This window comes from Halomonas smyrnensis AAD6 (assembly GCF_000265245.1).
Classification (GTDB): Bacteria; Pseudomonadota; Gammaproteobacteria; order Pseudomonadales; family Halomonadaceae; genus Halomonas; species Halomonas smyrnensis.
Genome location: NZ_AJKS02000004.1, coordinates 175,195 through 193,205 on the forward strand (window position 1 = coordinate 175,195; position 18,011 = coordinate 193,205).

The following is an 18,011-nucleotide window of genomic DNA, read 5'->3' on the forward strand; positions in this document are numbered from 1 at the left end:
AATGCCTCCTCGGAGCTTCCAGTCTTCATCATCATTACGGGAAACCACCATGATGCGCGTCATCACCGAGTCGCACGCCGTCAGTGTCTACCACGGCGACGCCTTGCTGTTTCGCCATGAGATCGATGCTCCGGCGATATACATTGGCCGTGGCCAGGCGAGCTTCGACATGTATCGGGGCAACTTCGAGATCGAGGACTACCTGGAAGCCCGTGAACCGCTCCGGCATCTGGATGTCCAGCAGGACGGCCAGGGCTATCGGCTGGCGTTTCGTCGCCATGACGGTGACGATCTGCAGCTCGAACTCCGACTGGCATCTTCGTCGTCCGGCGCCACCTTGACCACCCACCATGTGGCTCCGGGTATCAATCGCACCTGGTGGCGGCTGGTGGCCGAACAGGGCGAGCAGGTCTGGGGATGTGGCGAACAGATGTCCTACCTCAATCTGCGCGGCCGGCACTTCCCGCTGTGGACGTCCGAGCCCGGTGTCGGCCGCGACAAGGACACCTATATCACCTGGCGATCGGATGCGGAGAATCGCGCTGGCGGGGACTATTACCATACCAATTACCCTCAACCTACCTTCCTTTCCTCTCGTCACTATGCCTGTCATGTCGAGACCAGCAGCTATGCGGACTTCGACTTTCGGCATGACGGCTTCCACGAGCTTCAGGTGTGGGACGTGCCGGAGCGACTCGAACTTTTCGCCGCGACCACTTACCTGTCTCTGGTAGAGGCGCTCGGTGTAAGGTTCGGCCATCAGCCTCGTCTGCCCGAGTGGGTTTACGAAGGAGTCATCCTGGGCCTCAAGCGTGGCAAGGAGCATGCCGAGGCAAAGCTCGAGCAGGCGCTGGCTGCGGACATGGCCGTCTCGGCCCTCTGGTGCGAGGACTGGGCGGGCATTCGCGAGACCAGCTTCGGTGCGCGGCTCTTCTGGGATTGGCAGGCCTCCGAGAATCGCTATCCGGACCTGGCCGGCTGGTGTCGCGAGCTGGCGTCGCGCGGGATTCGCTTCCTTGGCTACGTGAATCCCTATCTGTGCGTGGACGGAGAATTCTTCCCTGTGGCCCGCGATCAGGGCTTTCTCGCCTCCGATGGTCAGGGGGAGGTGGCCATTGTCGATTTCGGCGAGTTCGACTGCGGTGTGGTGGACTTCACCAATCCCGAGGCCTGCAGCTGGTTCAAGGATGTCATCCTCAAGGCCAATATGCTCGATATCGGCGTCAGCGGCTGGATGGCGGACTTCGGAGAGTACCTACCCGTGGACGTGACGCTTGCCAACGGGGTCTCGGCGGAAGTCGAGCACAATCGCTGGCCGACCCGCTGGGCGCAGGTCAATGCCGAGGCGGTGGCGGAACGCGGCAAGACGAGCGAGGCGACTTTCTTCATGCGGGCCGGCTATACCGGTGTTCAGTCGCATTGTCCTCTGCTGTGGGGCGGCGACCAGTCGGTGGATTTCTCTCGCCACGATGGCATCGGCACGGTGATTACCGCGGCACTGTCGTCTGGCTTGCTGGGTAATGCGTTCCACCACAGTGACATCGGCGGTTACACCAGTTTGTTCGGCAACGTCCGCAGTGCCGAACTGTTCAAGCGCTGGGTGGACCTTGCCGCCTTCACACCTGTCATGCGCACCCATGAGTGCAATCGCCCTTTCGACAACCTGCAGTGGTTCGACAGTGCCGAACTGACGGAGCACCTGGCACATATGAGCCGAGTCTACCGGCATCTCGCTCCCTATCTCAGGGTGCTGGTAGAGGAAGGAGCCGAACGGGGTATTCCGGTACAGCGACCGCTGTTCCTGCATTTCGAGGACGATCCCGAGGCCTATGAGATTCAGACCCAGTATCTTTACGGTCCGGATCTTCTGGTCGCGCCGGTGGTCGAGGAGGGCGTGACAGCGCGTGAGGTCTATCTTCCGGCGGGCGAGATCTGGGTGCATCTCTGGAGTGGTGCTATCGAGGCCGGCGGCCGTCGGCTGGAAGTCAGCGCACCCGATGGTCGGCCCCCGGTCTTCTATCGACAGCAGAGTGGCTGGTGCGAGCTCTTCGAGACCGTGCCGGGAGCCGATTGATGGGGCTGCTGGAGCATCTGCCGTTGCTGCTGGTGGTGGCCCTGGCGACCTATGCCCAGACTATCACCGGCTTCGCCTTCGGTCTGATCTTTATGGCGGGGGTGGTGCTGTTCGGCATTGCCCCGGTGGCACTCGGTGCCATCCTCATCAGCATTCTGAGCCTTTTTAATTGTGCGGTGGCGTTGTATGGCAAGCGTGCCACGCTGGACAGGCGGGTTGTGCTGATCAGTGCCGCGAGTGGAATGGTGACCGTGTTTCTCGGGGTCTGGGCGCTGGATGTCCTGAGCGGGGACTACGTCGGCTGGCTGCAGGTCATCCTCGGTGCGGCCATCATTGTCAGCAGCCTGATGCTGGTACGCCATCCCCGGCCGCGGCGCGAACTTTCCTCGAACTGGAGCTTTGCGCTGTTCGGCGGTCTCTCCGGTTTCATGGGGGGAATGTTCTCGACGTCTGGGCCGCCGATGGTCTTCCAGCTCTACCGTCAGCCCCTGGCGCCGGCGGTCATTCGTGACTGCCTGTTACTGATATTCGCCATCAACAGTCTCCAGCGACTGGTGATCGTGGCGTTCCAGGGAGCGCTAGATATCGAGGTGATGGGGATCGCAGTGGCGGCGGTGCCGGTCGTGCTGCTGTTCACCTGGCTGGGCCGTCGCTATCCGCCGCCGCTGTCGGCACGAAATCTTCGGCGCCTGGCCTTCGTCCTGCTGATGGGGTCCGGGATCAGCCTGTGCCTCTCGGGTGTTGGGGGAAGCTGATGCGGATGGGGCGCCTGGCGGCGCCCCGCTTTTTTCAGGAGATATTGATTTCGACGCTTCGGGTCGAACTCTCGCGTGCCAGCAGCTCGAAGCCAAGATCAATCGATGTCTCGATGGATTTCCCCTGCAGGCGGTCGAGAAGCCTCATGGCGACCCGGTCGCCGATTTCCTCGCGCGGCGGGCGCACCGTCGAGATGGCTGGCATGCAGCAGTTGCTGAAGTCCATGTCGCCGAACCCTATCATTGCGATATCTTCGGGTACGCGCACTCCCTGGGCCTGGGCTTGGGCCGTGGCGCCCAGTGCCAGCACATCATTGGAAAAGACGATACCGTCCACGTCGGGCATCTCGGCCAGCAGTGTCTGCATGGCATCGCGGGCCGCTGCGGCCATGCGCCCGGTTCCTGTATCCATGATCCGGCACTCGGCGCTGCCAAGCAGATCCCGGCAAGCGGTTCGTACGCCTGTTGCCCTGAGCTGAGCACGATTGTCCACGCTCATCCGCGCGCCGATGAAGGCCAGCCGACGACAGCCCGATTCGATGAGGTGGCGTGCCTGGGCTCTCCCGACGTCCTCATGGGAAAAGCCGACCATGGTGTCCAGGGCGTTGGAGCCCAGCTCCCACATTTCCACCACGGGGAGGGCTGAGCTGGTCAGAATGCGGCGTGTTTCTCGCGTATGCTGCAGCCCGGTCAGGACCATGGCGCTGGGTGACCAGGACATGAAGGTCCGGACCAATGACTCTTCCTGCTCTTGCGAGTATTCGCTGTTCCCCAGCAACAACTGGTAGCCATGACGGCTCATTGCCATCTGCATGCGACTGACGGTCGAGGCGAACATGGAGTTGACCATGGAGGGAACCACAACCCCGACCACCTGGGTCTTGGCGGCGGCCAGTGCGCCGGCCATGAGGTTGGGCACATAGCCCAGAGTATCGATGGCCTCCTGGATGCGTCGGCCCAAAGTGTCGGATACTTCTCCAGGGCGACGCAGGTAGAGCGATACCGTGCTGGCCGAGACGCCGGACAATTTGGCGACGTCCGTCATGGTGACGCGCTTGGTAGTGCGTCGGGAGCGCTGTTGGCTACTCATGATGATTGCTCGATTTAAGTGGCCTGGACGTCGGAGCGTGCCTCCCGGTAGGGTTTTGCATCCTCTGGGGGCGTTGGCAGGAATCCTATCATACCCTCGCACGAGCACGTCCAAGGCGAGCTGGATCAAAAAAGCCCCATGCGGCCTGGGCATGGGGCGGAATCAAAACGAAAGGCAAGCGAGGGGCGCGCTGCCCCGGCGGGCACTTAGAACCAGGTCTCCGCCTGGACACCGAAGCTCCACTGACCGCCCGTATAGCCTTCCTGGCCAAAGGCGTCATCGGTAGAGAAATCGTTGAGCTCGTCATCCCAGGCGGTATAGGAGGCGAAGGCTCTCAGCTCCGGGCGCTGCCAGAAGCCTCCTACGTCAGGCTTGAAGGTCGGCGCGATAGTGAGCTTGGAGAAGTTGCCTTCCACTGCGCTGCGCCCGCTGTACCCCTGGGGATCGAGGTCCATGGCCTGGAAGCTGGCTTCATACTGCATCTCGAAGTTCTCGCTGAGCTCGTTGGCAATGCGCGCGTTGAGGGAGGCCCAGCGGTAGTCGTCACCCTCGATGAACCGGTCCTCGCTGACCTCGGCCAATAGAGCCGGAGCGATGCGCCAGCTCGGTGTCAGATAGGTAGTGCCCTGAATGGCCAGTCGGGTGGCCTTGGCATCGTCGAGCAAGTCTCCATTCGCCCCGATCTGCTTCACTTCGGCACCCAGTCCCTGGCCGTGCAGGAGAGCGGCCCGGAAGCCACCGTCCGCCATTCCGAAGAAGCTGTCGCCTTTGTAGGCGAGCATGCTGTGGAAGCCGCTATCGGCGGCGGTACCCGGGCCGTCGGTCATGCGCTGGTCGTTGTCGGCGGCGGAGATGGCATTGAACATCAACTGCCAGTTCCCGACATAGTTGTTGGCGGTCAGGACCAGACTGTCAGTATCATCGCTGAGCTCCGTGTCTTCCGGGTCGAGCCTGAAGTCATCGAAGCTGCGCCCATACAGCGAGAAGTTCGCCTTCCAGCTATCGCCGAGCTGGACGTCATAGACGCCTGCGCCCAGCCCCGCCAGCTTGACCACATCGCTGTCTAGCCAGTGGATATCGTGGATATCGCGATCGAGTCGCTTGCCGGCCCATAGGGTGGCATCCTCGAAAGCGCTGTTCTCGAGGCTTGGCAGATCCGAAAGCTCGACGAAGACCTGGCGAATGTTCAGCTCGGATTCATTGGCGGTCCAATCGTTGCTGGTCTCGACCGAGTCGGCAAACGACACCTGAAAACGCTGCTTGGCTCCGTTGTCGAAGGTGTGCTGGTGGTTCAGCCGCGCATGCACATAGGTATCTGGTTCGTTGCCCAGGCGGCCCACGGCGCCGCCTACGGTGCCTGCAGGAGTGACGTAGGGCCCGCCAGGCAGGCTCTTGCCCTCGTCACCGAGAAGCAGGCCTGATCGGGCATAGGCGCTGAAGGAGAAACCGTCATCGCTGCTGGCCTTGTCTTCGAGGGCGGCGAGCCGGGTTTCGTATTCCTCGGCCGCGGCTTGCTCGTCCAGTCGAGCCTCCGCGGCGGCTGCGCGACGTTCGGCGGCCATCACCCTGGCTTCGAGGGCTGCCAGTCTTGCCTCGATATCGGCGTCGTCGGCCAGGATGGCGGGGCTGACCCCTGTCAGGGTGAGGGCCGCGGCAAGCGGGGCGAGCTGGAATAACTTGGTCATGTGAAAGTTCCGGTGTGGCGTGTGTTGTTGTCGTGGTGTTTCACATATTCGCAGCGCTGCGAAAACAGGTATAATCGTAGCGCTACGAATCTTGTGATCTATGCATCTTTCGTCGCACTCCCCGGTGGTAGATACGACTATCGTGCTCTAAGGAGGGGGTGAGGGGTAGGTTTTTCGTAGCGCTATTAAGCCCGGCTCGGAGAGTAGTTTGTCGAGCCGGGGTTGACCGGTATCAGAAAGTATCAGACGGCCTGTGCCTGGCGCCTCTTGGCTTGCATGTAGGACGCAAGGCGTGCGACCTGTTGCTCTGAGAGATGCAAGGCCAGCTTGGTGCGGCGCCAGAGAATGTCCTGGGGGTGATGTGCCCACTCACGCTCCATCAGGTAGTCAACCTCGGCGGCGCTCAGTCCGGCACCGAAGTCCTCGCCTAGCGCCTGGCGGGATGCCTTGCCCGCCAGGAAGTGGTGGCACATTGAGCCGTAGGTGCGCGCGAAGCGACGTATCTGGTCGAGCGTCAGGAAGGGGTAGTCGGCTTGCAGGCTCTGCCGGAAGCTGTCCTGGTCCTTGATGTCGCCGCCAGGAAGCGGGGCATCTGCCGTCCAGGGGGGCGTCATCGGAGGAAGGTGAGGTTCTAGGCTGGTCAGCGCGGCCTCGGCGAGCTTGCGGTAGGTGGTGATCTTGCCGCCGAATACCGACAGCAGAGGTGCGCCTTGAGTATCGAGATCCAGGGTGTAGTCGCGTGTCATGGCTGACGGATCGGCCGATTCATCGTCGCAGAGTGGGCGTACACCGGAGAAGGTTCGGATGACGTCGTTGCGCGTCAGGGTGTTCTCGAAGTGGTCGTTTACGACATCAAGCAGGTAGTCGACCTCCTCGTCGCCGGCTTCGACGCTGGCGGGATCGCCTTGGTAGCGACGATCGGTGGTGCCGATCAGGCTGAAGTCTTCCTCGTAGGGCAGCACGAAGACGATGCGTTTGTCGGTGTTCTGAAGAATGAAGGCTCGGTCGTCGTGATTGCATCTCGGGACGATGATGTGGCTGCCCTGGATCATGCGGACGCCGTAGCGGGACGTGCGGGGTGTCATGCCACGAATTACGCCTTCCACCCAGGGTCCCGCGGCATTGACCAGTGTGCGCGCGTGCCGCGTGAAGCGGACGCCGCTTTCCGCGTCCTCCAGTTCGATTTCCCAGTGGCCATCGACCTCCTGGGCGTTGACGCAACGGGTGCCGACCATGATGTCAGCACCGTTTTCGCTGGCCTGAATGGCGTTGAGGACCACGAGTCGGGCGTCATCCACCCAGCAGTCCGAGTATTCGAATCCGCGGGAAAGGTCGGTTGACAGTCCCAGTTCTGGTGTCAGGCGGAGCCCACGGGAAGCCGGTAGACGCTGGCGTTTACCGAGATGGTCATAAAGAAACAGGCCGGCACGGAGCATCCACGCCGGACGCAGGTGGGAGCGATGGGGCAGGATGAAGCGAAGTGGCCAGATGATATGGGGCGCCTTGGCGAGCAGGACCTCGCGTTCGCGCAGTGCCTCGCGCACCAGTCGGAATTCGTGGTGTTCCAGGTAGCGCAGTCCGCCATGGATCAGTTTACTGCTGGCCGATGAGGTGGCGCTGGCCAGGTCGGATTGTTCGCAAAGGCCGACCGAGAGGCCGCGACCGGATGCATCGGCGGCGATGCCGGCACCATTGATGCCGCCGCCGATCACGAAAATATCCAGGATGTCGGGAGAGGTTGCCATGTCATGCTCCGTCGGGCGTGGGCCTTTATGGAAAGCCGATGATGTTCGAAAGCGAAAATAGAGTATTTGAAAGCGAACATCAAGAGAGCATCAGTCAACACGCCCGTCTCGGTCGAGAAGGTGAGGCAGGCGGGGGCAGTCAGGCGAGGTGCAGGGAGACGTCGTGCTGGTGAAGCAGTTCCTGGATGCGCTCTGAGGGGGGGCGATCGGTGAACAGCGCATCGAGCTGGGAGAGATTGCCTTGGCGAACCACGGGGTTACGCTGAAACTTCGAGTGGTCGGCGGCCAGGAAAACCTGACGGGAGTTCTGGATGATGGCCTGGGCGACGCGGACTTCCTGGTAGTCGAACTCAAGCAGCGAGCCGTCCTCGTCGATGCCGCTGATGCCGATGATGCCGAAGTCGACCTTGAACTGGTTGATGAAGTCGATGGTCGCTTCGCCGATGATGCCGCCGTCGCGGGAGCGGACCTGGCCGCCGGCAACGATGACGTTGAAATCTTCCTTGCGCTGCAGGATGGCGGCCACATTGAGGTTGTTGGTGATGACTTCGAGCCCACTGTGATCGAGCAGGGCTTCGGCAATGACTTCGTTGCTGGTGCCGATGTTGATGAAGAGCGAGGCATGATTGGGGATGTGGTGGGCGAGCAGAGCCGCGATGCGCTGCTTGGCCTCCAGGTTGAGGTTCTTGCGCATCGCGTAGGCGGTGTTGACCGTGCTGGATTCCAGGCCCGCTCCGCCGTGAACGCGCCGTACCTGGCCCTCGCCGGAGAGACGGTTGAGATCGCGGCGGATCGTCTGCGGGGTGACGGCAAAGTGCTCGGTGAGCTGTTCGATGCTGGCGTAGCCCTGGCGTCGAACGAGTTCGACGATGCTGTCTTGGCGCTGCTGTGGGGTCATGCTAACTCCTTGAAGAAGTAGGATTCTACGCCATCCCGAGTGTCGCTGCAGGGGGTTCCCGATGCGGCAGGTTCGCCGAAAGTCTTAGGTGGAAGGCGGCGTCGCCAATTGAGCGTTAACAGTCACTAGCGTAGTCTTTTGATCATAATCGAACATTTTTCGATAAAAGCGAAAGTGTTCCCGAGACAACGAGCAATATCAGGATAAATCCTCATGGCCTCTTACCTTCTTGCTATCGACCAGGGGACCACCAGCTCCCGGGCGATCCTCTTTGATCGCGAGGGTCGTAGTATCGCTGCGTCTCAGCGTGAGTTTCCTCAGCAGTTTCCCGCTGATGGATGGGTCGAGCATGATCCCGAAGCTATCTGGGAGAGTGTGGTGGCGACCTGCCGAGAGGTTATCGCCAAGCAGGGGGTAGCCATAGAGGATATCGCCGGGATCGGCATCACTAATCAGCGAGAGACTACTCTGCTGTGGGACCGGGAATCCGGTGAGCCGCTCCACAACGCGATTGTCTGGCAGGATCGGCGTACCGCCGAACGCTGCCAGCAGCTTCGTGACGCCGGGCATACCGAGCTGGTGCAGGCGCGTACCGGGCTGTTGATCGATCCCTATTTCTCGGCGACCAAGCTGGCGTGGTTGCTGGATAACGTCGAGGGCGCGCGGGAGCGGGCTGAGCGTGGTGAGCTGGCGTTCGGAACGGTCGATACCTTTCTGATCTGGCGTCTCACCGGTGGTCGGGTGCATGCCACGGACGCGACCAACGCGTCGCGCACGGCGTTGTTCGACATCCATTCGCAGCGCTGGGATTCGGATCTGCTGGCGCTGTTTGATATCCCGGCGAGCCTGCTACCCGACGTGCGAGATTCCAGTGACGATTTCGGCTCTGTGCGGCCAGAGCTGCTGGGCGGTGAGCTGCCGATTGCCGGTGTCGCCGGCGATCAGCAGGCCGCGTTGGTGGGGCAGGCCTGCTTCTCGCCGGGCATGGGCAAGAGTACCTATGGCACCGGTTGCTTCATGATCGTCAATACCGGGGAAGTGGCTGAGGCCTCGCGTAATCGTCTGCTCACGACGGTGGGTTATCGTCTCGATGGCGTGCCGACCTACGCCATGGAGGGCAGTATTTTCGTCGCCGGTGCCACGGTGCAGTGGCTGCGCGACGGTCTGAAATTGTTTGCCGATGCCGCCGAGACCGAAACGCTGGCGCGTGAGACCAAGAGCGGTCAAAGCGTATATCTGGTGCCAGCCTTTACCGGGCTTGGTGCGCCTCATTGGGACCCCAAGGCCCGTGGGGCGATCCTTGGGCTGACGCGAGACACCGGGATTGCCGATATCGTGGCCGCCGGTCTCCAGGCGGTCTGCTATCAGACGCGGGACCTCCAGGTGTGCATGAGTGACGATATGAGTACTCCGCCGGGCACTCTCAGGGTGGATGGCGGCATGGTCGCGAACAACTGGTTGATGCAGTTCCTGGCCGATATGCTGGGAGTGCAGGTGGATCGCCCGGGGATTCTAGAAACCACCGCGCTTGGGGCGGCCTATCTGGCCGGTCTGCGCCTTGGCTGGTACCGGGATCTCGAGGAAATTGCATCCCTCTGGCATAACGAGAGCAGCTTCTTTCCGTCAATGGAGGAGTGCGAGCGCGAACGCCTCTACAGCGGTTGGCTGGAAGCGGTAGAGCGCGTGCGCTGTGATCCCGAAGGAGCGGCGACAACTTCCTGATCCGCCGCGACTTGTTTGCGTAAAGCGGAGAAAAGGACTTGCATTTTTCCGCGGTGTCCGTAGAATACGCATCCGTTGTCACGGCACAGATCGCCGCAAACAGCGAATGTAGGACCATAGCTCAGTTGGTTAGAGCGCCACGTTGACATCGTGGAGGTCGGCGGTTCAAATCCGCCTGGTCCTACCAGCGCGACACGACATCGATAGCAGGACCATAGCTCAGTTGGTTAGAGCGCCACGTTGACATCGTGGAGGTCGGCGGTTCAAATCCGCCTGGTCCTACCATCGCGCCGCAACATCGACAGCAGGACCATAGCTCAGTTGGTTAGAGCGCCACGTTGACATCGTGGAGGTCGGCGGTTCAAATCCGCCTGGTCCTACCAGATTCCGTAAAAACGCCCCGAGGCTCACGCTTCGGGGCGTTTTTCGTTGTGCCTGTGGCTGTCTGCGGCTCGGTGGTGCTGGAGCGATGCGCTTTAGCCCGGCGGCAGTCGCGACCGCCGGGCGGAGCAGGCCTCTAGTCGAGATCGCTGCGCTCGGCGAACACCTTCACCAGCGCCTCGAGGCCGGCCTGATCGTCGGCGCCGAAGCGGCCGCGCGTCGGGCTGTCCAGGTCGAGCACGCCCCACAGACGTTCGTTCACCACGATCGGGATCACCAGCTCGGCCTGGGAGGCGGCGTCGCAGGCGATGTGGTCGGGGATGGCGTGGACGTCCTCGACCCGCTGCGTCTCGCGGGAACGCGCCGCGGCGCCACATACGCCCTTGCTGAATGGAATCGGATGGCAGGCGGGCTGGCCCTGGAAGGGGCCGAGCGACAGCACCTCGGGCCGGCGCTGCAGATAGAAGCCGACCCAGTTCAGTTCGGGCACCTGCTGCATGATGAAGGCGCAGGTCTGGGCGCTGTTGGTCAGCCAGTCGCGGGTGTCCAGCAGGGCGTCGAGCTGGCGGGCGAGCAGGGCATAGTCGGTCATGATCTCTCCTTCAACGACGGAGGCCGGCCCATGGGCCGGCCTCATCGGTGCGTGATCGCGCGCCATGGCGCGATCGTGCGCCTTATTCGGCTTCGTCTTCGGTCCAGCCCGGCACCGCGGCGCCGTCGAACAGCTCCTCGGCCTTGGCGGCCACTTCGTCGCTCTGATAGGCGTCGACCAGCTGCTGGATCTCCTCGCGGTCCTCGTCACCGGCGCGCACGGCGATCAGGTTGACGTAGGGCGAGTTCGGGCCTTCCTTGATCAGCGCGTCGTCCAGGCTCAGGCCGGCCGGCTGGGCGAAGGTGTTGTTGATGAAGGCCATGTCCACGTCGGGCAGCACGCGGGGCAGCTGGGCGGCCTCGATCTCGCGGAAGTCGAAGTCATGCGGGTTCTCGACCACGTTCAGCGGGGTGGCCTCGAGGTTCGACGGGTCGTCCAGGGTGATCAGGCCCTGCTCGTGCATCAGGATCAGCGAACGGCCTTCGTTGGTCGGGTCGTTGGGCAGGGCGATGGTGGCCCCGTCCGGCAGCGCGTCGATGCTGTCGAACTTCTCGGAGTAGGCGCCGATCGGGTAGACGAAGGTGTGGCCGGCGATGGCGAAGTCGTAGCCGCGGTCGTCGATCATCGACTGCATGTACGGTTCGTGCTGGTAGGCGTTGGCATCCAGGCTGCCGTCGGCCAGGGCGGCGTTGGGCGTGACGTAATCGGTGAACTCGACGATCTCGACGTCCAGGCCGTACTCGCGCTCGGCGACGTCGGCGGCGACCTGCATGACATCGGTCTCGGGGCCGGCCACGGTGCCGATCTTGATGCCGTGCTCGTCGGCGTTGGCCTGGCCGATCGCGAGGGCCAGGGCGGAAGCGGCGAGGCCGCCGATCAGGATGCTGCGCATATCGATGTCTCCCTGTCGAAGCTGACGTGAGGTTCGTCCACTACTATAAAGGTATAAAAACGAGATGTGTAATGCTATCTGGTTATCGAGTCGATGCGCTCACTTGTGATCGCTCTTGCGCACCAGATAGTCCCCCAGGCTCTGGAAGCCTTGCACCATGACCACCAGGATCACCACGGTGATCAGCATGATGGTGGGGTTGAAGCGGTTGTAGCCGTAGCGGATGCCGAGGTCGCCCAGGCCGCCGCCGCCTACCGCGCCGGCCATGGCGGAGTAGCTGATCAGGGTCACGATGGTCACGGTCAGGGCGGTGAAGATGCCGCCGCGAGCCTCGGGCAGCAGTACCCGGGTGATGATCTGCCAGGGCGTGGCGCCCATGGACTGGGCGGCTTCCACCAGGCCCGGCGGGATCTCGTTCAGCGCGCCTTCGACCAGCCGCGCCACGAACGGAATGGCGGCGATGGTCAGCGGCACCACCGCGGCGTTGGTGCCGATGGAGGAGCCGACCAGGGCGCGGGTGAAGGGAATGATGGCCACCATCAGGATGATGAAGGGCACCGAGCGGCCGACGTTGGTGATGATGCCGAGCACGCCGTTGAGCGCCGGCTGGGCCAGCACCTGGCGGGGGCGGGTGACGTTGAGCAGCACGCCCAGCGGGATGCCCACCGCCGCGGAGATCAGCCCGGAGATCGCCACCATGTAAAGCGTGTCGAGGGTGGCCTCGAGAATCAGTTCAATCATCGCGCTGGACATGGCCGAGCACCTCCACCTTCAGGTCATGGGTTTCCAGGTAGGCGATGGCGCGGCGGGTGTCGTCCGCGTCGCCCATCAGTTCGGCGATCATCAGGCCGAGGGTGCGATCCTGGATCGACTCCACCTTGGCCTGGAGGATGCTGACGTCGACGCCGCATTCGCGGGCCAGTCGCGAGATCAGCGGCGTGGAGACGGCATCGCCGGAGAAGGCCAGTCGTACCACCGGATGCGTCTTGGCGCCGGGCGACTCCTCGAGGCGTTCGACCAGCGTGCGCGGCGGCTCGAGCTCGAGGAAGTCGTTGAGGAAGTCGCGCCCCAGTTGGGTGCCGGGGGCGGTGAAGAAGTCGCCGACGTCGGCTTCCTCGACCAGCTCGCCGCCGGAGATCAGGCTGACGCGATGGCAGATGGTCTTGACCACCTCCATCTCGTGGGTGATCAGCAGGATGGTCAGGCCGAGCTTCTGGTTGATGTCCTGCAGCAGCTCAAGGATGGCGCCGGTGGTGTGCGGGTCGAGTGCCGAGGTGGCCTCGTCGCACAGCAGCACCCGCGGGCGGCTGGCCAGCGCCCGGGCGATGGCCACGCGCTGCTTCTGGCCGCCGGAGAGCTGGGCCGGATAGTGGCTGGCCTTGTCGGCCAGGCCGACCAGTTCCAGCAGCGGCGTGACGCGCTCGCGGATCTCGGCCTTCTTCACGCCCATCAGCTCCAGCGGCAGGGCGACGTTGTCGAAGACGGTGCGTGAGGTCAGCAGGTTGAAGTGCTGGAAGATCATGCCGATGCGATGGCGTGCCTGGTTGAGCGCATCGCGGGACAGGCCGGTGAGTTCCTGGCCGTCCACCGTGACGGTGCCCGTGGTGGGGCGCTCGAGCAGGTTCACGCAGCGGATCAGGGTCGACTTGCCGGCGCCGGACAGGCCGATCACGCCGTGGATCTGGCCCTGGGGCACGTGCAGGTCAACGGGCTTGAGCGCTTCGACGCCGTCGCGCTTGCCCTTGGTGAAATAGGTCTTGGATACGTTCTGGAGTCGAATCATCTGGGCCACCGGGGTGGCGCCGGGGGAGGGGCGGGCCGTCAGCCGGCGAGCGGCCAAAAAAAAGGCCACCCTGACGGGTGGCCATCAACGCTGGACACACCCTTTTAGCTGCACTTCCTGAGCGCACGGCGCAAAGACCATGCGTCAGCGGCGCCCGCAATCCGGGTCCAAATCGGCGCCGTCAAAATGTGCGCGTATCCTAGGGTTCGAACGGGCGTATGTCAAACCATTTGGTCCAAGTTGGCGTTCTCTGGCCGGGCTGGTGGTGAGAATGCCCAGAAAAATGCCTGAGACAGGAAAAACGTCTGGCGAAAGGGGCGGGCAGGGGTGTCCGGTCGGCCCCGTGGTCCACCGACGCCGCCATGGACGCCAGGTGCCGCCTTTTCCTACACTGATCGCCTTTTCGCCCGTCCGGGCGGTACGACACGAGAGGAAGAGCAGCACATGTTCACAGGCATCGTGCAGGGCATGGCCGAGGTGGTGGCCATCGAGGAGGCGGAGGCCTTTCGCACCCATGTAGTGCGCCTGCCGGGGGCGCTGGGCGAGGGACTGGAGATCGGTGCGTCGGTGGCGCACAACGGGGTCTGCCTGACCGTCACCGCGATCGACGGCGAGCGCGTCAGCTTCGACCTGATGCGCGAGACGCTGCGCGTCACCAATCTCGGCGAGCTGGCCGTCGGCGACCGGGTCAACGTCGAGCGCGCGGCGCGCTTCGGCGACGAGATCGGCGGCCATGCCATGTCAGGCCACGTCATCGCCACCGCCGAGCTGGTGTCGCTCGACGAGGCACCCAACAATCGTCGGCTGTGGTTCGAGCTGCCCGAGACCCTGGGTCGCTTCGTGTTCGACAAGGGCTACATCGGCGTGGACGGGGCCAGCCTGACCATCGGCGAGGCGCGCCCGGCCACCGCCGATCACGGCCCGCGGTTCTGCGTCGATCTGATCCCCGAGACCCTGGCGCGGACCGTGCTCGCCGACCGGGTGCCGGGCGATCACGTCAACATCGAGATCGATCCCCAGACCCAGGCCATCGTCGAGACGGTGGAGCGGGTCATGGCCTCGCGCGGGGCCTGAGGCGTTCAGTGTGCGTTGGCCAGCCCGCTGGCCAGCGCTCTGGCCATCCCTTATACCTCTGAAGGCCGTGCCGCATTGTCGCTAGCGGATGGCGCCTCGATTCCCGGGGCGCCATCCGCTACCATGTGCGGCTTTTCTCGCACCCAGCAGGACGCCACGCGCCGCACAGGACGACTTCTCCATGCAGAAAAGCCTGATCGAACGTCACTTCAAGCTCGCCGAACACGGCACGAACGTGAAGACCGAGATCATCGCCGGGATCACCACCTTCCTGACGATGGCCTACATCATCTTCGTCAACCCGAGCATCCTTTCCGAGTCCGGCATGGACTACGGCGCGGTATTCGTCGCCACCTGCGTGGCCTCCGCGGTGGGTTGTCTCATCATGGGCCTGTGGGCCAACTATCCCATCGCCATGGCGCCCGGCATGGGCCTCAATGCCTTCTTCACCTACGGCGTGGTAATGGGCATGGGCTATGCCTGGGAGACGGCGCTGGGGGCGGTCTTCCTGTCCGGCTTCACCTTCTTCCTGCTCAGCGTGTTCCGCATCCGCGAGTGGATCATCAACGCGATTCCCATGTCGCTGCGCCTGGGGATCGCCGCCGGTATCGGCCTGTTCCTGGCCATGATCGCGCTGAAGAACGCCGGCATCGTGGTCGCCAATCCGGCCACCTACGTGGCGCTGGGCGATCTCTCCGAACCCGCCGCCCTCTATGCGCTGCTCGGCTTCTTCGTGATCACCGCGCTGTCGCATCTGCGCGTCACCGGCGCGGTGATGATCGGCATCCTCGGCGTCACCGTGCTGTCGATGCTGCTCGGCCACAACGAGTTCGGCGGCATCGTCTCCATGCCGCCCTCCGTCGCGCCGACACTGATGCAGCTCGATGTGGCCGGCGCCTTCGACGTGGCCATGATCAGCGTGGTGTTTGCCTTCCTGTTCGTCGACCTGTTCGACACCTCAGGCACCCTGATCGGCGTCGCCCACCGTGGCGGCCTGCTCGACGAGAACGGCAAGCTGCCGCGCATCGGTCGCGCCATGATGGCCGACAGCGGGGCCTCCATGGCCGGTGCGGCGCTCGGCACCTCGACCACCACCAGCTACATCGAATCCACCGCCGGCATCATCTCCGGCGGGCGTACCGGCCTGACCGCCGTGGTGGTCGGCGTGCTGTTCCTGATCAGCCTGTTCTTCTCGCCGCTGGCCGGCTCCATACCGGCCTATGCCACCGCCGGCGCGCTGCTCTATGTGGCGGTGCTGATGGCGGGCAGCCTGGCGCACGCCGACTGGGATGACGCCACCGAAGCGGCGCCGGTGCTGATCGCGGCGCTGGCCATGCCGCTGACCTTTTCCATCGCCGAGGGCATCGCCCTGGGCTTCGTCAGCTATGCCGCCATCAAGGCCCTGTCCGGTCGCTTCCGCGATCTGAACCCGGCCGTGGTGGTGCTGGCGCTGGTCTTCAGCGCCAAGCTGTTGTTCCTCGACTGACACCGACCGACGAGAATCGCGATGAGCATCTACGGCGACTACATCAAGTCCGTCATCCGCACCGTCCCCGACTGGCCGCAGCCGGGCGTCAACTTCCGTGACATCACGCCGCTGCTGCAGAACAGCTCGGCCTTCCGCAAGCTGATCGACAGCTTCGTGCACCGCTACCAGGACCTGGAGCTCGACGCCATCGCCGCCATCGATGCCCGCGGCTTCATCGTCGGTGCGCCGCTGGCCTACGAGCTGGGTTGCAGCTTCGTGCCGGTGCGCAAGAAGGGCAAGCTGCCGTTCAAGACCATCAGCGAGACCTACACGCTGGAATACGGTGAGGCCGAGGTCGAACTGCACAGCGACGCCTTCCGCGAGGGCGACCGCATCCTGGTGGTCGACGACCTGATCGCCACCGGCGGCACCATGCTGGCCGCGGCCAAGCTGATCACCCGTAGCGGCGGCCATGTGGTGGAGACGTCCACCATCGTCGACCTCCCGGATCTGGGCGGCGCCGATCGTATCCGCGAGGCCGGCTTCAACGTCTTCGCGGTCTGTTCCTTCACCGAGGACGAGTGACGCCATCATGAGTCATCGCTATCACCAGCACTTCACCGTGTCCTGGGACCAGCTCCATCGCGACGTGCGCGAGCTTTGCCATCGACTGGTCGAACGCGACTTTCAAGGCATCGTCGCCATCACCCGCGGCGGCCTGATTCCCGCGGCGCTGATCGCCCGCGAGCTCAACGTGCGGCTGATCGACACCATCTGCATCAAGAGCTACGAGGGCCAGGACCAGGGAGCGCTCGAGGTGATGAAGGGCGTCGACCACGACGGCGACGGCTGGCTGCTGGTGGACGATCTCGTCGATACCGGCAAGACCGCGCGCAAGGTGCGCGAGCTGCTGCCCAAGGCACACTTCGTCACCGTCTACGCCAAGCCGGAGGGTCGCCCGCTGGTCGACCAGTACCTCACCGAGGTGGGCCAGGACTGCTGGATCCAGTTCCCCTGGGACATGGGGGTGACCTATGTCGAACCCCTGGCCGATCGGGTCAAGCGCTGACCATGAATGGCCCGCTACCCGACAGCTGGCAGCGCTGGCTCGGCGACGAGTTCGCCGCGCCCTACATGCAGGCGCTACGTGATTTCCTGGCGGCCGAGAAGGCCGCCCACAAGGTCATCTACCCGCACTCCTCGCACTGGTTCCGCGCCTTCGAGCTGACCCCGCTGGATCGGGTCAAGGTGGTGATCCTGGGGCAGGACCCGTACCACGGTCCGGGCCAGGCCCACGGCCTGTGCTTTTCGGTGCGCCCCGGCGTGCGCATTCCGCCGTCGCTGGTCAACGTCTACAAGGAGCTGGCCGCCGACGTCGGCTTCGAGCCCGTCGACCACGGCAATCTTGAGCACTGGGCGCGCCAGGGCGTGCTGCTGCTCAACACCTCGCTGACGGTGGAGCAGGGCAACGCCGGCTCCCATCGCGGCAAGGGCTGGGAGACGTTCACCGACCGCGCCATCGCCACGGTCAACGAACATGCCGGCCCCACGGTGTTCCTGCTGTGGGGCAGTCACGCCCGCCAGAAGAAGGCGCTGATCGACACCTCGCGCCACCTGGTGCTGGAGTCGCCGCACCCGTCCCCGCTGTCGGCGCACCGCGGCTTCTTCGGCAATCACCACTTCTCGCGTGCCAACGCCTTCCTGGCCGAGCACGGCCGCGAGCCGATCGACTGGCAGCTGCCGGCCGCGGCGGAGTGAACGTACCGTTTCCGGGGGTAGGCATTGCCCGGAAACGGCCTTTCCCCGCGATGTTATCGTCCTGTATCGCGCCTTTTTCCCGACGATCGTGACT

At 63.8% G+C, this 18,011-nt stretch carries 16 protein-coding genes and 3 tRNA genes; 11 read left to right on the forward strand and 8 right to left on the reverse strand.

Annotation, left to right across the window (positions count from 1 at the left end; all coding sequences use genetic code 11):
• The first annotated feature begins 49 nt into the window (after window positions 1-49).
• Together UYS_RS0206450 and UYS_RS0206455 are read left to right on the forward strand one after the other, a co-directional pair.
• On the forward strand, window positions 50-2,074 hold the full coding sequence (locus tag UYS_RS0206450) for an alpha-glucosidase (protein ID WP_016854687.1): 2,025 nt from the start codon (window positions 50-52) through the stop codon (window positions 2,072-2,074).
• Complete coding sequence (locus UYS_RS0206455) at window positions 2,074-2,829, forward strand: sulfite exporter TauE/SafE family protein (RefSeq protein ID WP_016854688.1); 756 nt, start codon at window positions 2,074-2,076, stop codon at window positions 2,827-2,829. The genes UYS_RS0206450 and UYS_RS0206455 overlap by 1 nt, the downstream gene beginning before the upstream one ends.
• Before the next feature lie 34 nt (window positions 2,830-2,863).
• Here the strand turns inward: UYS_RS0206455 and UYS_RS0206460 are convergent, their stop codons facing one another.
• The 4 genes from UYS_RS0206460 to UYS_RS0206475 form a co-directional block, all read right to left on the reverse strand.
• Complete coding sequence (locus UYS_RS0206460) at window positions 2,864-3,919, reverse strand: LacI family DNA-binding transcriptional regulator (protein WP_016854689.1); 1,056 nt, start codon at window positions 3,917-3,919, stop codon at window positions 2,864-2,866.
• Window positions 3,920-4,125: 206 nt separating this feature from the next.
• Window positions 4,126-5,604 carry a carbohydrate porin gene (locus UYS_RS0206465; protein WP_016854690.1) on the reverse strand — a complete coding sequence of 493 codons (1,479 nt, stop codon included), beginning with the start codon at window positions 5,602-5,604 and terminating at the stop codon, window positions 4,126-4,128.
• Window positions 5,605-5,846: 242 nt separating this feature from the next.
• Window positions 5,847-7,349 (reverse strand): glycerol-3-phosphate dehydrogenase, encoded by a 1,503-nt coding sequence (gene glpD / locus UYS_RS0206470; protein ID WP_016854691.1) that lies wholly within the window; start codon window positions 7,347-7,349, stop codon window positions 5,847-5,849.
• Window positions 7,350-7,488: 139 nt separating this feature from the next.
• Window positions 7,489-8,247 carry a DeoR/GlpR family transcriptional regulator gene (locus UYS_RS0206475; RefSeq protein WP_016854692.1) on the reverse strand — a complete coding sequence of 253 codons (759 nt, stop codon included), beginning with the start codon at window positions 8,245-8,247 and terminating at the stop codon, window positions 7,489-7,491.
• Between the two features lie 213 nt (window positions 8,248-8,460).
• Here UYS_RS0206475 and glpK point away from each other — a divergent pair, with 213 nt between their 5' ends.
• From glpK to UYS_RS0206495, 4 genes are all read left to right on the forward strand, one after another.
• Entirely contained in the window at window positions 8,461-9,969 is a 1,509-nt protein-coding gene (gene glpK / locus UYS_RS0206480; RefSeq protein WP_016854693.1) for a glycerol kinase GlpK, read from the forward strand.
• A gap of 110 nt (window positions 9,970-10,079) precedes the next feature.
• Window positions 10,080-10,156: transfer RNA gene (locus UYS_RS0206485), tRNA-Val, on the forward strand.
• Between the two features lie 21 nt (window positions 10,157-10,177).
• Window positions 10,178-10,254, forward strand: a tRNA-Val gene (locus tag UYS_RS0206490).
• Window positions 10,255-10,275: 21 nt separating this feature from the next.
• Window positions 10,276-10,352 (forward strand) — tRNA-Val (locus UYS_RS0206495).
• A gap of 134 nt (window positions 10,353-10,486) precedes the next feature.
• Here the strand turns inward: UYS_RS0206495 and UYS_RS0206500 are convergent.
• The 4 genes from UYS_RS0206500 to UYS_RS0206515 all read right to left on the reverse strand — a co-directional run bounded on the left by UYS_RS0206500 (window position 10,487) and on the right by UYS_RS0206515 (window position 13,617).
• A complete protein-coding gene (locus UYS_RS0206500; RefSeq protein WP_016854694.1) occupies window positions 10,487-10,942 on the reverse strand; it encodes a GAF domain-containing protein in 456 nt (151 codons plus the stop codon).
• An 82-nt stretch (window positions 10,943-11,024) separates the two neighbouring features.
• Complete coding sequence (locus UYS_RS0206505; RefSeq protein ID WP_016854695.1) at window positions 11,025-11,834, reverse strand: MetQ/NlpA family ABC transporter substrate-binding protein; 810 nt, start codon at window positions 11,832-11,834, stop codon at window positions 11,025-11,027.
• Between the two features lie 99 nt (window positions 11,835-11,933).
• Window positions 11,934-12,587: a methionine ABC transporter permease gene (locus UYS_RS0206510; protein ID WP_016854696.1), complete on the reverse strand. Its 654-nt coding sequence runs from the start codon at window positions 12,585-12,587 to the stop codon at window positions 11,934-11,936.
• Entirely contained in the window at window positions 12,568-13,617 is a 1,050-nt protein-coding gene (locus UYS_RS0206515; RefSeq protein WP_026068396.1) for a methionine ABC transporter ATP-binding protein, read from the reverse strand. Before UYS_RS0206515 ends, UYS_RS0206510 begins: the two co-directional genes overlap by 20 nt.
• A 444-nt stretch (window positions 13,618-14,061) precedes the next feature.
• Between UYS_RS0206515 and UYS_RS0206520 the strand changes: the two genes are divergently transcribed.
• The 5 genes from UYS_RS0206520 (at window position 14,062) to ung (ending at window position 17,917) form a co-directional block, all read left to right on the forward strand.
• Window positions 14,062-14,691 carry a riboflavin synthase gene (locus UYS_RS0206520; RefSeq protein ID WP_016854698.1) on the forward strand — a complete coding sequence of 210 codons (630 nt, stop codon included), beginning with the start codon at window positions 14,062-14,064 and terminating at the stop codon, window positions 14,689-14,691.
• 181 nt (window positions 14,692-14,872) lie between these two features.
• Window positions 14,873-16,177 carry an NCS2 family permease gene (locus UYS_RS0206525; RefSeq protein WP_016854699.1) on the forward strand — a complete coding sequence of 435 codons (1,305 nt, stop codon included), beginning with the start codon at window positions 14,873-14,875 and terminating at the stop codon, window positions 16,175-16,177.
• A gap of 21 nt (window positions 16,178-16,198) precedes the next feature.
• Window positions 16,199-16,744 (forward strand): adenine phosphoribosyltransferase, encoded by a 546-nt coding sequence (locus UYS_RS0206530; protein ID WP_016854700.1) that lies wholly within the window; start codon window positions 16,199-16,201, stop codon window positions 16,742-16,744.
• Window positions 16,745-16,748: 4 nt separating this feature from the next.
• Complete coding sequence (gpt, locus tag UYS_RS0206535) at window positions 16,749-17,228, forward strand: xanthine phosphoribosyltransferase (RefSeq protein ID WP_026068398.1); 480 nt, start codon at window positions 16,749-16,751, stop codon at window positions 17,226-17,228.
• A 2-nt stretch (window positions 17,229-17,230) separates the two neighbouring features.
• Complete coding sequence (ung, locus tag UYS_RS0206540) at window positions 17,231-17,917, forward strand: uracil-DNA glycosylase (RefSeq protein ID WP_016854702.1); 687 nt, start codon at window positions 17,231-17,233, stop codon at window positions 17,915-17,917.
• Window positions 17,918-18,011: the final 94 nt, after the last annotated feature.

Coding starts and splice junctions, on each gene's coding strand:
- UYS_RS0206515 (WP_026068396.1), bottom strand. CDS start 13,617: ATGATTCGACTCCAGAACGTATCCAAGACCTATTTCACCAAGGGCAAG.
- UYS_RS0206525 (WP_016854699.1), top strand. CDS start 14,873: ATGCAGAAAAGCCTGATCGAACGTCACTTCAAGCTCGCCGAACACGGC.
- UYS_RS0206455 (WP_016854688.1), top strand. CDS start 2,074: ATGGGGCTGCTGGAGCATCTGCCGTTGCTGCTGGTGGTGGCCCTGGCG.
- UYS_RS0206530 (WP_016854700.1), top strand. CDS start 16,199: ATGAGCATCTACGGCGACTACATCAAGTCCGTCATCCGCACCGTCCCC.
- ung (WP_016854702.1), top strand. CDS start 17,231: ATGAATGGCCCGCTACCCGACAGCTGGCAGCGCTGGCTCGGCGACGAG.
- UYS_RS0206500 (WP_016854694.1), bottom strand. CDS start 10,942: ATGACCGACTATGCCCTGCTCGCCCGCCAGCTCGACGCCCTGCTGGAC.
- UYS_RS0206520 (WP_016854698.1), top strand. CDS start 14,062: ATGTTCACAGGCATCGTGCAGGGCATGGCCGAGGTGGTGGCCATCGAG.
- glpD (WP_016854691.1), bottom strand. CDS start 7,349: ATGGCAACCTCTCCCGACATCCTGGATATTTTCGTGATCGGCGGCGGC.
- UYS_RS0206450 (WP_016854687.1), top strand. CDS start 50: ATGATGCGCGTCATCACCGAGTCGCACGCCGTCAGTGTCTACCACGGC.
- glpK (WP_016854693.1), top strand. CDS start 8,461: ATGGCCTCTTACCTTCTTGCTATCGACCAGGGGACCACCAGCTCCCGG.
- UYS_RS0206465 (WP_016854690.1), bottom strand. CDS start 5,604: ATGACCAAGTTATTCCAGCTCGCCCCGCTTGCCGCGGCCCTCACCCTG.
- UYS_RS0206460 (WP_016854689.1), bottom strand. CDS start 3,919: ATGAGTAGCCAACAGCGCTCCCGACGCACTACCAAGCGCGTCACCATG.
- UYS_RS0206475 (WP_016854692.1), bottom strand. CDS start 8,247: ATGACCCCACAGCAGCGCCAAGACAGCATCGTCGAACTCGTTCGACGC.
- UYS_RS0206510 (WP_016854696.1), bottom strand. CDS start 12,587: ATGTCCAGCGCGATGATTGAACTGATTCTCGAGGCCACCCTCGACACG.
- UYS_RS0206505 (WP_016854695.1), bottom strand. CDS start 11,834: ATGCGCAGCATCCTGATCGGCGGCCTCGCCGCTTCCGCCCTGGCCCTC.